Source organism: Paraburkholderia haematera (assembly GCF_905220975.1).
In the GTDB taxonomy this organism is placed as follows: domain Bacteria; phylum Pseudomonadota; class Gammaproteobacteria; order Burkholderiales; family Burkholderiaceae; genus Paraburkholderia; species Paraburkholderia haematera.
In genome coordinates, this window is the sequence record NZ_CAJNBK010000005.1 from 89,479 (window position 1) to 102,087 (window position 12,609).

At 62.6% G+C, this 12,609-nt stretch carries 12 protein-coding genes; 9 read left to right on the forward strand and 3 right to left on the reverse strand.

From position 1 onward, the window contains the following. Positions 1 to 29 precede the first annotated feature (29 nt). On the forward strand, positions 30 to 341 hold the full coding sequence (locus tag KHO23_RS11905) for a hypothetical protein (RefSeq protein WP_154567003.1): 312 nt from the start codon (positions 30 to 32) through the stop codon (positions 339 to 341). On the opposite strand, the gene KHO23_RS11910 is transcribed toward KHO23_RS11905, so the two are convergent. Then, positions 338 to 799: a GlcG/HbpS family heme-binding protein gene (locus tag KHO23_RS11910; protein WP_236066810.1), complete on the reverse strand. Its 462-nt coding sequence runs from the start codon at positions 797 to 799 to the stop codon at positions 338 to 340. The two genes, KHO23_RS11905 and KHO23_RS11910, sit on opposite strands and share 4 nt — an antisense overlap. A 119-nt stretch (positions 800 to 918) precedes the next feature. Between KHO23_RS11910 and KHO23_RS11915 the strand changes: the two genes are divergently transcribed. Further along, positions 919 to 1,812: a LysR family transcriptional regulator gene (locus tag KHO23_RS11915; RefSeq protein WP_211611309.1), complete on the forward strand. Its 894-nt coding sequence runs from the start codon at positions 919 to 921 to the stop codon at positions 1,810 to 1,812. Positions 1,813 to 1,885: 73 nt separating this feature from the next. Here the strand turns inward: KHO23_RS11915 and gcvA are convergent, their stop codons facing one another. Then, positions 1,886 to 2,803, reverse strand: a complete 918-nt coding sequence (gcvA, locus tag KHO23_RS11920; RefSeq protein ID WP_236066811.1) for a transcriptional regulator GcvA — start codon at positions 2,801 to 2,803, stop codon at positions 1,886 to 1,888. Between the two features lie 110 nt (positions 2,804 to 2,913). Here gcvA and KHO23_RS11925 point away from each other — a divergent pair, with 110 nt between their 5' ends. From KHO23_RS11925 to KHO23_RS11955, 7 genes are all read left to right on the forward strand, one after another. Then, positions 2,914 to 3,759: a transketolase gene (locus KHO23_RS11925; RefSeq protein WP_211611315.1), complete on the forward strand. Its 846-nt coding sequence runs from the start codon at positions 2,914 to 2,916 to the stop codon at positions 3,757 to 3,759. Next, a complete protein-coding gene (locus tag KHO23_RS11930; protein ID WP_211611321.1) occupies positions 3,756 to 4,754 on the forward strand; it encodes a transketolase family protein in 999 nt (332 codons plus the stop codon). The genes KHO23_RS11925 and KHO23_RS11930 overlap by 4 nt, the downstream gene beginning before the upstream one ends. Positions 4,755 to 4,846: 92 nt before the next feature. After that, positions 4,847 to 5,611, forward strand: a complete 765-nt coding sequence (locus KHO23_RS11935; RefSeq protein WP_211611324.1) for an SDR family NAD(P)-dependent oxidoreductase — start codon at positions 4,847 to 4,849, stop codon at positions 5,609 to 5,611. Between the two features lie 160 nt (positions 5,612 to 5,771). After that, positions 5,772 to 6,815: a TRAP transporter substrate-binding protein gene (locus KHO23_RS11940; protein ID WP_211611330.1), complete on the forward strand. Its 1,044-nt coding sequence runs from the start codon at positions 5,772 to 5,774 to the stop codon at positions 6,813 to 6,815. A 4-nt stretch (positions 6,816 to 6,819) separates the two neighbouring features. Then, positions 6,820 to 8,679, forward strand: a complete 1,860-nt coding sequence (locus KHO23_RS11945; RefSeq protein WP_211611332.1) for a TRAP transporter large permease — start codon at positions 6,820 to 6,822, stop codon at positions 8,677 to 8,679. A gap of 120 nt (positions 8,680 to 8,799) precedes the next feature. Continuing rightward, entirely contained in the window at positions 8,800 to 10,863 is a 2,064-nt protein-coding gene (gene tkt / locus KHO23_RS11950; RefSeq protein ID WP_211611338.1) for a transketolase, read from the forward strand. A gap of 18 nt (positions 10,864 to 10,881) precedes the next feature. Next, on the forward strand, positions 10,882 to 11,847 hold the full coding sequence (locus KHO23_RS11955) for a D-2-hydroxyacid dehydrogenase (protein ID WP_211611341.1): 966 nt from the start codon (positions 10,882 to 10,884) through the stop codon (positions 11,845 to 11,847). Positions 11,848 to 12,368: 521 nt separating this feature from the next. Here KHO23_RS11955 and KHO23_RS11960 read toward each other — a convergent pair. Next, positions 12,369 to 12,545, reverse strand: a complete 177-nt coding sequence (locus KHO23_RS11960; RefSeq protein WP_211611343.1) for a hypothetical protein — start codon at positions 12,543 to 12,545, stop codon at positions 12,369 to 12,371. Positions 12,546 to 12,609: the final 64 nt, after the last annotated feature.

Here is a 12,609-nt window from a genome sequence, read left to right on the forward strand (position 1 = left end):
GGTCTTAATCGACAACGTGGAGCCTGCACATGGACGTGAGCACGGAAACGCTGGTGGAACTGCTGCGGGAAGTGGAAGCCGACGACCCGATCGACTACGCGGACCTTCCATTTGGAGAGCAGGAACTCAGGCGGCTCGTCATGAGTTCACTCGTGGAGCGTCATCACCAGGTCGAAGCAGGCAACATGTCGATCTCCGATATCCACGCGCTTTATCTGTTGAGCACCGCCAAGCTTGTGCTCGAGAACACGGTGCTCCACGCAAGGCTGCTCCTGCTCCAGGGGCAGCAGGTCGACGTACGGTCACTGTTGGCGCCGTTCACCCTCAAAGGGAAACCTTAAAGGCTGCCCGCCGGTTCCGCCAGCGGCAGCGCGTTGGCGCCGGCCTGGGCGACCTGAGCGTCCTGGTCGGAACGCATACCCGACACGCCGATCGCGCCGACCACGGCGCCGTCGCGAATCAGCGGAATTCCCCCATCTAGTGGCACGAGGTTAGTCATGCCGAGCAGGCGCAGATGGAGTCCGCCTTGCGCGAGTGCGTCTTCGAAAACGCGCGTTGGACGCCGGAATCGCACGGCTGTTTCAGCCTTCTGTCTTGCAACCTCGATACTGCCGAGTTGCGCATCATCGAGCCGCTGCTGAAGCACCAGGTGTCCACCGTTGTCCACAATTGCAATAACCATCGGCCAGCCGTGACGTGTCGCTTCCTCTTCGGCTGCGCGCGCAACCCGGCGTGCATCGGCAAGGTTGAACCGGTCGCTATATTTCATCGGCATGCCATTCTCGTTTCGTTGACTCATTCGTCGCCTCCTGGGTTCTAGTCGGATATCAATATGGCTAGAATGTACGGCGGCGATCAGCTCGCGCATAGCCGCGCGAACCGTCAGAGATTCTTCCAGAAAACGAGAGAATTGCGTGCATGAACAAAGACGAATATGAAGTGCTGCTGGCTATTCTCGACGAAGGAAGCCTGACAGCCGCGGCGCGATCGCTGGATCGAACGCTGCAATCGGTGAGCCGCGCGATTGCCGCGCTCGAGCGTGAGTTGAACGCGACTCTGTTCCACCGAACGACGCGCCGTGTCGAGCCCACTGCTGCGTGCCTGAAATTCGCCGCACGAATTCGGCCCGCCCTGGGAGAAATCGACGCAGCGCGCGACGAACTCGTCGACCAGGTCACGCAGTTGCGCGGCAGTATTCGCGTCGGCGCACCGACGGCATTCGGCGCTGAATTTGTCTCGCCGATTCTTGCGAAGTTTCTGGCGATTCACGAGTCTGTCCGGGCGGAACTCGTGCTTGCCGAGCAGCATCTCGACCTCGCGAAAGCCGGCATCGATCTCGCAGTTCGCCTCGGACGTCTGCCTGATTCGACCTTGCGCGCGAAGCAGGTGGGCACTTTGCGACGGGTGGTGTTCGGCGCGCCGGACTATTTCGCCGCGCGCGGCTACCCCGTCCATCCCTCCGATCTTGCCGCGCACGACTGCGTCCTGCGCCAGCACGCTGAGGGTGAGGCGTGGACATTCAATCGGGCTGGAGGCGCTGTCGAAGTCACGGGGCGGTTCCGCTCCACAAGCGCGTTAGCGTGCAACGCGGCGGCCGTGGCTGGTGCGGGTGTCGGCCGCGCGCCGATCTTTCAGGTGCAGAAGCTGCTCGACGCAGGGCAGATCGTGACAGTGCTGGATTCGTTCGAACCCGAACCCGTTCCCGTCCATCTGGTGTGGATGGCGGGCCGGCCGGTTCCGCGTCGCGTGCGCACGTTGATCGATTTTTTGGCCGCTCGTCTTGTTGCGGGAACAGGAGGAGACGCTGTCTGAGCGCCCGGTGAGAAGAGATCGCGTCATCTCCTGGCGATCGTCTGCACATGACCGGATCGAAGCAACACCCGCATCACTTCTCAAGTTCCGCAAACAGCCAATCCTGGAAGCTACGCAGCTTCGGCAATTCGGCGCGAGATTTCAGCAGGTTCAGCGTATAGCCGTGCACACGGAGCCCTTCGAAGCCGAACGGCGCCACGAGCCGGCCCGTGTCCAGTTCGCGCTGCGTCAGAAGCAGGCTTTCGAGGCAGACACCCAGGCCGTCGACTGCCGCACTGATCGCCATGAACGATCGATCGAAACGCGGACCGCGTCCGATATCGAGCCGCGTCTTGCGATAGAGGCGCATCCAGTCTCGCCATCCCACCAGACACCCCTCGCTATGAATCAGCGCATGGTGCTGTAAATCCGCGACGCTGCGTAGCGGATGTTCTCCCGTCATCAGCGCGGGCGAGCACAGTGGCACGATCGTCTCGGACGGCAACTCGAGCACCATTGTGCCAGCCGGTTGCAGCTTTCTCGGCCCGTAGCGAATGTCGATATCCACCGCTTCCGAGATCAGATTGGCCGCCTCTGACGACGCATTCAAGCGCACGTCGATATCCGGATGCGCCGCGCTGAAACGCGCGATGCGTGGCATCAGCCATTGAGTCGCAAAGCTGGGCGTGCAATGGATCGTGAGGATGTCGCTCTTGGCGGCGCGCCCGATCTCGCGAGTGGCGGAGTCGATCCGCGCGAATGCCGCGGTGATTTCCTCAGCGTATTGCCGCCCAGAGTCCGTCAGGATCACGGTGCGGTGCAGCCGATGGAACAGACGAATGCTCAATTGCTCTTCCAGCAGCTTGATCTGATGACTGACGGCCGAGGGCGTAACAAACAGTTCGTCTGCTGCGAGCGCGAACGACGAGAGCCGCGCGGCGGCCTCGAATGCCTGTATCGACTTGAAGGTGACGCGATTGTGCATGGCAGCATCAAGGTGAATTGAATTCATCCATTGGCCCATATTAATTCGTTTGAGCGCGTGTGAGTGCGAGATTACGCTTGAGTCACTGGGATCGGCATCACGGCGGCCCCTGCAAAAGTTCGACGAGGAGACCCATAGTGACCACCAGCGAAACCGCGCCGTACACCAGGCTCGCGGAGCACGCCTATCAGATTCGACGCAACGCGCTGCGCATGGGCGAAGTGCAGGGACAGGGTTATATCGGCCAGGCGCTCGATATTGCCGATGTCCTGGCCGTCGCCTACTTCCGGGCCATGCGCTATCGCGCCGACGACCCCGAATGGGAAGGCCGCGACCGCTTTCTGCTCTCGAACGGCCACTACGCCATCGCGCTGTATGCCGTGCTGATCGAGGCCGGCATCCTCGCCGACGAGGAACTGGAAACCTACGGCAGCGACGACAGCCGTCTGCCGATGTCCGGCATGGCGAGCTATACGCCCGGCATGGAGATGTCCGGCGGCTCACTCGGCCAGGGGCTGACGATTGCGGTGGGCCGTTGTCTGGGTCTGAAGCGCAAGGGTTCGGATGCCCGCGTCTTCACCCTGTTCTCCGATGGCGAACTCGATGAGGGCGCGATCTGGGAAGGCCTGATGTCCGCGGCTCACTGGAAGCTCGACAACCTGATCGCGATGGTCGACGTCAACAATCAGCAGGCCGATGGCCCATCGTCGAGCGTCATGGCGTTCGAGCCGCTGGTCGAGAAGCTGGAGGCGTTCGGCTGGTTTGTGCAGCGTGTGGACGGCAACGATCTCGCGGGCGTCGTCGCCGCGTTCGATGCGGCGCTCGCGCATCCTGAAGCGCAACCGCGGATCATCGTCTGCGATACGCGGATGGGACGTGGCGTGCCGTTCCTCGAAGCGCGTGAGAAAAACCACTTTATCCGCGTCGATGCGCACGAGTGGCAACTCGCGCTGCAGGCGCTGGAAGCCGGGAGAAACGCATGAGCGCCGCCGCACCGAAACCACGTTTGAAGACGTCGGCGATGATCGCGTCGATCGCCGCAGAAGGGCAGCTCACGCGCTCCGCGCCGTTCGGCCACGCATTGGTCGAACTGGCACGCAATCGGCCCGAAGTGGTCGGCATGACCGCCGATCTCGGCAAATACACCGACCTGCATCTGTTCGCGAAGGAATACCCGGCGCGCTACTACCAGATGGGCATGGCCGAACAATTGCTGATGGGTGCCGCGGCCGGCATGGCGCACGAAGGCGCACAGCCGTTCGTCACCACGTATGCCGTATTCGCCGCGCGCCGTGCCTACGATTTCATCCATCAGGCAATCGCCGAGGACAACCTCGACGTCAAGATCGTCTGCGCCTTGCCTGGCCTCACAACCGGTTACGGCCCGAGTCACCAGGCGGCGGAGGACCTCGCCCTGTTCCGCGCGATGCCGAACCTCACGGTGATCGACCCGTGCGACGCCACCGAAATCGAGCAGATGGTGCCGGCGATCGCCGACCATCGCGGGCCCGTGTATGCGCGGCTGTTGCGCGGCAACGTGCCGGTCGTGCTCGACGAATACGACTATCGGTTCGAGCTTGGCAAGGCGAAGCTGCTGCGCGACGGCGCCGAGGTGCTGATCATCTCGTCCGGGATCATGACGATGCGTGCGCTGGAAACGGCCAAGGCGCTGGCCGCGGATCGCGTCGACGTGGGCGTGCTGCACGTGCCAACCATCAAGCCGCTCGACACCCTCACGCTGCTGCGCGAAGCGCGCCGCTCAGGCCGTCTCGTGGTGGTGGCGGAGAACCATACAGTGATCGGCGGATTGGGCGAGGCAGTGGCCGCCGTGCTGCTGACCAACGGCGTTACGCCGCCGTTCCGTCAGATCGGGCTGCCCGACGCGTTTCTGGATGCGGGTGCGTTGCCGACCTTGCACGACCGCTACGGCATTTCCACCGAGGCGATGTGCGACACGATCAAAGGCTGGCTGCGGTGAAGGTTTATCAGCGCCGATAAGTGTTGCTAAGCGCCACATTCATGGTGTCACGGATAGCAAATCATAAGCTTCATATTCAGGAGATACGCATCATGTCAGAGTCACGTCTACTCGACGGCAAGGTCGCCGTCATTTCCGGCGGCGCGTCGCCGCGCGGCATCGGAATGGCGACCGCCCGCATGTTCGCTGCGCACGGCGCACGCGTCGCCATCTTTGATCTCGACGAAAACGCCGCAGTCGAAGCCGCGGCGTCGATCGGGCCCGAGCATCGCGGCTATGCGTGCAACGTAACCGATCGCGGCGCCTGCCAGGCTGCTGTCGAACGCACCGTCGCCGATTTCGGTTCGATCGATATTCTGATCAACAACGCCGGCATTACCCAGGCGGCCAAGCTGCTCGAGATCGATCCGGAAGGTTGGGACCGGATCCTCGACGTCAACCTGCGTGGCGTGCTGTATCTGTCGCAAGCGGTCGTCCCGCAGATGAAGAAGCAGAAGAGCGGCTCGATCGGCTGCATGTCCTCAGTCTCGGCGCAACGCGGCGGCGGCATTCTCGGCGGCCCGCATTACTCGGCGGCGAAGGCGGGCGTGCTGGGTCTTGCCAAGGCGATGGCGCGTGAGCTCGGCAACGACGGCATCCGCGTGAACTGTGTGACACCCGGTCTGATCCAGACCGACATCAACGCGGGAAAGATCAGCGACGACAAGCGCGGCGAAATTCTCGCGGGCATTCCGCTCAATCGTCTGGGCGTACCCGACGATGTGGCCGGCGCATTCCTGTTCCTCGCGTCGAACCTGTCGTCGTATATTACCGGCGCGGTGATCGACGTGAATGGCGGCATGCTGATTCACGGCTAGTCCAGCTCCGGCGGGGGCGGGCCGTCTGGCGGGAGGCCGACGGTGGCGATGGAGCCCCTGCAGTAGAGAACAGACGACCGCGGCGAGCAACACGTGCAGCCGCCGCGGTTGAGACCAGAAAAACATAACGACGCGCGATCCAGGATTGGAGGAAGACACCATGACTACCCGTTCGAACGCCCCGCAGGGCATCAGCCGCCGCACCTTTCTGAAGGCGGGTGCAGCCCTGTCCGCCGCCGCGCCGTTATGGAGCATCTCGCGAAGCGCGATGGCGGCCCCCGAGTTTTCGTACAAGCTGGCGACCGGCCAGGACCCGACGCATCCCGTCAACGTCCGCGCCCAGGAGGCGATCAATCACATTCGCGAAGCGACTAACGGCCGCCTCGATATCAAGCTCTTTCCGCAGAATCAGCTCGGCTCCGATACGGATCTGCTCTCGCAGGTGCGTAATGGCGGTGTCGAATTCTTCAATCAGGCCTCGTCGATTCTGGCCACGCTGACGCCTGTCGCTGGCATCGTCAACACGGGCTTCGCGTTCAAGGACTACGACGCGGTCTGGAAGGCAATGGACGGCGATCTTGGCAACTACATCCGCGCGCAAATCGGCAAGTCGGGGCTCGTCTCGGTGAGCAAGGTGTGGGACAACGGCTTCCGGCAGATCAGTTCATCGACCCGGGCGTTGCGCACGCCGGCTGATCTGAAAGGCTTCAAGATTCGCGTGCCGCAAGCGCCCATGCTGACCTCGCTCTTCAAAGCGCTTGATGCGGGACCGGCGCCGATCAATTTCAACGAGCTCTATTCGGCGCTGCAAACCGGTGTAGTGGAAGGCCAGGAAAATCCGCTGCCGATCATCGCCACGGCCAAACTCTATGAAGTGCAGAAGTACATCAGCCTCACGTCGCACGTGTGGGACGGTTACTGGATTCTCGGCAACCGCGCCGCATGGGAGCGTCTGCCGGCCGACATCCGCGCGATCGTCACACGCGAATTCGAAAAAGCCGCGATGCTGCAGCGCGCGGATATCGCGAGGCTCAGCCTGTCGCTACGCGACGATCTGAAATCGAAGGGCATCACCTTCATCGATGTCGACCGCGAGGCGTTCCGCGGCGCGCTGGCCAAGACGAGCTTCTATCACGACTGGAAAGCCAAGTATGGCGACGAGGCGTGGGGGCTGCTGGAGAAGTCAGTCGGAAAACTGGGGTAAAGCGATGATCTCGATCTCCTATTCGCACGAGCGCCAGCATCGGTTCGCCTGTGCGCTCGACTCCGCCCTCGGCCATCTGGTGGAGATTCCCGCCGCCTTGCTGGTGCTTGCGGAAATCGTCGTATTGCTTGCCGGTGTGACGAGCCGTTATCTGCTGCACGCGCCGCTCGTCTGGTCTGATGAACTCGCTTCCATGCTGTTCCTGTGGCTCGCCATGCTAGGCGCCGTGATCGCCTTGCGGCGCGGCGAGCATATGCGGATGACGGCGCTGGTCGGCATGGCGTCGCCGGGTGTGCGCGCCTTTCTCGACGTGGTCGCGATCGCCGCACCGATCGCGTTCCTTGCGATGGTGATCGGTCCGGCGATCAGCTTCGCGCAGGACGAGGCGTTCATCACCACGCCGGCACTCGAATTGTCGAACTCGTGGCGCGCGGCGGCATTGCCGGTCGGCTCGGCGCTGATGCTGGTGGTGGCCGTGGTACGGCTCGCGCGCATGGGCAACTGGCGGCTGACGCTTGGCGCGATCGTGACGGTCGGCGCGCTGGTCGGCATCTTCATTGCGCTGGGACCGCTGTTCCGCGATCTCGGCAATATCAACCTGCTGATTTTCTTTGTCGGCCTGGTCGCGCTCGGCGTGCTGAGCGGAGTGCCGATTGCCTTTTCGTTCGGACTCGCCACCTTCGGCTATCTCGCGTTGACCACCAATACGCCGATGCCGGTGGTGGTCGGGCGAATGGATGAGGGTATGTCGCATCTGATCCTGCTCTCGGTACCGCTCTTCGTGTTTCTCGGCCAGTTGATCGAGATGACCGGCATGGCCGCGGCGATGATCGCGTTCCTCGCGAGCCTGCTGGGGCACGTGCGTGGCGGCCTGTCGTATGTGCTGGTCGGCGCGATGTATCTGGTGTCGGGCATCTCGGGCTCGAAAGCCGCGGATATGGCGGCGGTCGCGCCCGTGTTGTTTCCCGAAATGAAAGCGCGCGGTGCGAAGCCGGGCGATCTGGTGGCGTTGCTCGCCGCGACCGGCGCGCAGACCGAGACAATTCCGCCGAGCCTCGTGCTGATCACGCTCGGCTCGGTGACCGGCGTGTCGATTTCGGCGCTCTTCACGGGCGGCATGCTGCCGGGCATCGTGCTCGCGATGACCTTGTGCATTGTGGTGCAGTGGCGTTATCGGCGCGAAGACATGTCAGGCGTCAAACGTGCGACGGGCGTCGAGATCCTGCGCAAGTTCGTCATCGCGTTTCCTGCCATCGCCCTGCCGTTCGTGATTCGCGCAGCGGTGGTCGAAGGGATCGCGACGGCCACCGAAGTCTCGACGATCGGCATTGCCTATGCGGTGCTGGCCGGCCTGCTGATCTATCGCCGTTTCGAGTGGAAGCGGCTCAAGCCGATGCTTATCGACACCGCAACGTTGTCTGGAGCGATTCTGCTGATTATCGGCGCGGCGACGAGCATGGCGTGGGCCTTGACCCAATCGGGTTTCTCGGGACAGCTTGCGCAGACGCTCGGTGGTTTGCCTGGCGGCGCGGCGATGTTCATGGCCGCTTCCATCTGCGTGTTCGTGATTCTCGGCAGCGTGCTGGAGGGCATACCGGCGATCGTGCTGTTCGGTCCGCTGATGTTCCCGATCGCGCGGCAAATGGGCATTCACGATGTGCACTACGCCATGGTGGTGATTCTGTCGATGGGCGTCGGCCTGTTCGCACCGCCGTTTGGTGTGGGCTACTACTCGGCTTGTGCGGTCAGCCGCATCCATCCGGACGAAGGAATGAAGCCGATTCTCGGCTACATCGCCGCGTTGATGGTCGGTCTGATCATCGTTGCCGCGGTGCCGTGGATTTCGACCGGCTTCCTGCATTGATCCGCTGATGTACGAGGCTGCGTTTGCAGCCTCGTATGAAGTTTTTTCGCTCAATCCGATTCAATCCGCTTTGATTGCCGCCGCCCTGCGTGCCAGGCCGACGTAGAGGAGCCTTTTGTCATGTCCACCACTGAAGCGCAGTCCGCTGCACCGATTGCTTCGCATGCTTCGCATGCTTCGACTTTGCCGTTGCCGCGAGCCGTTGTTGTGCAGACGCCGCCGTTGCCGCTCGCCGACGCGATCCGCTTCCTCTCCATCGACGCGATCCTGCAAGCCGGCGAAGGCCACCAAGGTGTGCCGCTCGGCATGGCTGAAATCGCAACGGCGCTCTTCACCCGGCACCTGAAATTCAATCCCGCCGATCCGACCTGGCCGGATCGCGACCGCTTCGTGCTGTCCAACGGACACGGTTCGCTGTTGCTGTATTCGCTGCTTTACTTAACCGGTTATGCGGCGATCGGCCTTGACCAGTTGAAGACCTTCCGCGAACTCGGCTCGCATTGCGCGGGGCATCCGGAGTACGAACCGGCGCATGGTATCGAAGTGACCACCGGCCCGCTCGGACAGGGCATCGCGAACGCGTTCGGCATGGCCATTGCCGAAGCGTATCTCGCGGCGAAATTCGGCAGCGAGCTCGTCGATCACTACACGTATGCGTTCGTCGGCGACGGTTGTCTGCAGGAGGGCATCGGTCAGGAGATGATTTCGCTGGCCGGGCATCTGCGGCTGGGCAAACTGATTCTCTGCTGGGACGACAACCAGATCACCGACGACGGCAGCACCTCACTCTCTATCAGCGAGGACGTCTGCGCACGCTTTCGCGTCGGCGGTTGGCAGGTGATCGAAGTCGATGGTCACGATCTCGAGGCAGTCTCCGCCGCGTTGACGATTGCGCGCGCGGACCCGCGGCCATCGATGATCGCGTGCAAGACGGTGATCGGCCGCGGTATCGCGCGATTGCAAGGGCAGCGTGGCGGGCATAGCGGCAAGCTGTTTCAGGCGGATGCCGAGGCGGCACGCGAACAACTCGGCTGGCCGCATGCACCGTTCGACGTGCCCGCCGACGTCCTGAACGCATGGCGCGAAGCAGGTCGGCGCAGCAGCGAGGAATACAACGCGTGGCACGCGCGCCTCGCCGCGTTGCCGGACGCGCAGTGCGCCGAGTTCGAGCGGGTCCAGGCGGGCGGCTTGCCGGAAGGCTGGCGCGACGTGCTCGACGCTTACCGCAAGCGCGCCGTGGACCGCGATGAGCCGCAGTCTGGCATTACCGTGTCTGGCGAGATCAGCGATCTGTTTGCGCCGCTGCTGCCTGAGCGCATGGTGGGTTGCGCCGATCTCGAAGCGCCCACGGGCCACAAGCGCCAGTTGCACGCCTTCACTGCCGATGACCGCAGCGGTGCGTACGTCCATTGCGGCGTGCGCGAACATCTGATGGGCGCGATGGCCAACGGCATGGCTGCGCACGGCGGTATCGTCGCGACCAGCGTCACCTACCTCGCATTTTCCGACTATCAGCGTGCGGCGATGCGCATGGCCGCATTGATGGGCTTGCCGGTGCACTTCGTGTTCAGCCACGACTCGATCGGCGTCGGCAAGAACGGGCCGACGCATCAACCCGTTGAAATTCTCGCCTCGTTGCGCGCGATGCCGAACATGCGCGTGTTGCGTCCCGCGGATGCGGTGGAGGCTGCGGAGTGCTGGGCGCTCGCTCTTGAGCATCGGCACGGTCCGAGTACGCTGGTTTTCGCCAGGCAGGCGTTGCCGCTGGTGCGTCGGGAGCACAGCACCGAGTCGTTGTCGCGCCGCGGTGCTTATGTGCTGGCCGAAGCGGAGGGCGGCGCGCGTGTCGTGACGTTGCTTGCCACCGGCTCAGAGGTCGCGCTGGCGTCGCAGGCGCGCCGCCAGTTACAGGAAGAGGGCATTGCGACCGCCGTGGTGTCGATGCCGTGTTGGGAAATCTTCGATGCACAGGACGCCGACTATCGTGCAGCGGTATTAGGTTCAAACACGGTGCGCGTCGGTATCGAGGCTGCACTGCGTTTCGGTTGGGACCGCTATCTGGGCGAGCGCGGCGGTTTTGTCGGGATGACCGGATTCGGTGCATCGGCTTCCGCGGAGACGCTGTACGCGCACTTCGATATCACCGCGCAGCATGTCGTGACCGAAGCAAAGCGGCATCTGTAAATCTACAAGGACATGAACATGCATAAGATCGCCTTTCTCGACCGCGCCACGCTCGCCCCGCAAATCGTGTTGCGCGAACCGCGCTTCGATCATCACTTGATCGAGTATGACAACACGACACCTGAGCAGGTGTTGGAGCGGCTCGCCGGGGTATCGATCGCCATCACCAACAAGGTGACCCTGACGCAAGAGGTGCTCGATCAATTGCCCGATCTGAAGCTTGTCGCTGTCGCCGCCACGGGCACCGATTGCGTCGACAAAGCAGCCTGCCGGCGACTCGGTATCGCGGTGAGCAATATTCGCGGCTATGCGATCAACACTGTGCCCGAGCACACCTTTGCGCTGATCCTTGCACTTCGGCGCAACCTGATCGCGTACCGCGACGACGTGCTCGCAGGCGAGTGGCAGAAGTCCGGGCAGTTCTGCTTTTTCACGCATGCGATTCACGATCTGGCCGGCGCGCGGCTTGGCATCATTGGCGAAGGGGTGTTGGGGCAACGCGTCGCGGAAATCGGCAAAGCCTTCGGCATGCTGCCGATGTTCGCCGCGCACAAAGGGAGAGAGGGCCTCGGCCCGCTCTACACGCCGTGGGACGAGGTGCTTGCAACCAGCGATATCATCACCGTGCACAGTCCTTTGACACCGAACACGCGGAACATGCTGGCCATGCCCGAGTTCCGCGCAATGAAAAGGAAGCCGTTGATCATCAACACGGCGCGCGGCGGTCTGGTCGACGAGGACGCATTAGTGCAGGCGCTTGACGAAGGGTTGATCAGCGGTGCGGGTTTTGATGTGACCGCGAGCGAACCGCCGCGTGACGACAATCCGCTGATGCGCGTGGCCGGCCGCCCGAACGTCATTCTGACGCCGCACGTGGCATGGGCATCGGACGAGGCGCAACAGCGTCTTGCCGATCAATTAATGGACAACATTGAAAACTTCGTCAACAGTGCGCCGACCAATCTGGTGTCAGGGTCGTATTGACTGACCCGATCGCATCCACTAGATCGCGAAGAAAACTAGCGCGTTGCCGACAAAAAGCTGACCGCACCGGACGAGAAGGTTCTCGCTCGCCAACTGAATGTTCCACGAATGTTCCATAGGAGCGCCCCGTAGCGCCCCGTGGCCGCGGGCGCGGGCGCGAAAAATGCTCGTGCATTCCGGACTATTTCGATCGGACCCTCGCAACGGTTCTGCAGAGATTGCTTTTTCGCATTAGCATAGAGGGGTGTCCCGTGCCGTCCGGTGAAGTGAATCATCGGACCCTTGCCGCTGGACCATCAACGTGTGCGGGTCGCGCAGATCATCCCCACATCAGTTCATCGTTGGCTTACGCCGCGACCCTGCCGTTCAACGTGGTTGTTGAGTTGACGGCCATCATCAATCCAATCGCATCGATTGAACGAAACGTTGGTTAATATGAGGAAAGTACGTACATCATTGATTGTCGGAGTGCTTATCGTCGAGGTGGTGTTCGGCGCTTTTTTACTGTTGTACAGAGGCCCTCACTCGTCGGCCGACACCGACGACACGACAAATAGCCCAGCGGAATTGGCCGCGACTTCCTCGCAATCGGGTGACACCCATGTGACGGCGGGAAGTGTGGTCGGCGCGGCATCTCTCTCCGGCAACACGGCGGCGTCTGTCAACACAGCGCCGTCCGTCAACACAGCGCCGTCCATCAACGCAGCGCCGTCCGTCAACGCAGCGACTGAACCTGAGCAGTCTACGAGCGGGACAGTGGCA

What these genes read in the sequence shown, in the direction of transcription:
- KHO23_RS11905 (WP_154567003.1), top strand. Translation starts at nt 30, where the DNA reads ATGGACGTGAGCACGGAAACGCTGGTGGAACTGCTGCGGGAAGTGGAA.
- KHO23_RS11910 (WP_236066810.1), bottom strand. Translation starts at nt 799, where the DNA reads ATGAGTCAACGAAACGAGAATGGCATGCCGATGAAATATAGCGACCGG.
- KHO23_RS11915 (WP_211611309.1), top strand. Translation starts at nt 919, where the DNA reads ATGAACAAAGACGAATATGAAGTGCTGCTGGCTATTCTCGACGAAGGA.
- gcvA (WP_236066811.1), bottom strand. Translation starts at nt 2,803, where the DNA reads ATGAATTCAATTCACCTTGATGCTGCCATGCACAATCGCGTCACCTTC.
- KHO23_RS11930 (WP_211611321.1), top strand. Translation starts at nt 3,756, where the DNA reads ATGAGCGCCGCCGCACCGAAACCACGTTTGAAGACGTCGGCGATGATC.
- KHO23_RS11935 (WP_211611324.1), top strand. Translation starts at nt 4,847, where the DNA reads ATGTCAGAGTCACGTCTACTCGACGGCAAGGTCGCCGTCATTTCCGGC.
- KHO23_RS11940 (WP_211611330.1), top strand. Translation starts at nt 5,772, where the DNA reads ATGACTACCCGTTCGAACGCCCCGCAGGGCATCAGCCGCCGCACCTTT.
- KHO23_RS11945 (WP_211611332.1), top strand. Translation starts at nt 6,820, where the DNA reads ATGATCTCGATCTCCTATTCGCACGAGCGCCAGCATCGGTTCGCCTGT.
- tkt (WP_211611338.1), top strand. Translation starts at nt 8,800, where the DNA reads ATGTCCACCACTGAAGCGCAGTCCGCTGCACCGATTGCTTCGCATGCT.
- KHO23_RS11955 (WP_211611341.1), top strand. Translation starts at nt 10,882, where the DNA reads ATGCATAAGATCGCCTTTCTCGACCGCGCCACGCTCGCCCCGCAAATC.
- KHO23_RS11960 (WP_211611343.1), bottom strand. Translation starts at nt 12,545, where the DNA reads ATGGACGGCGCTGTGTTGACGGACGGCGCTGTGTTGACAGACGCCGCC.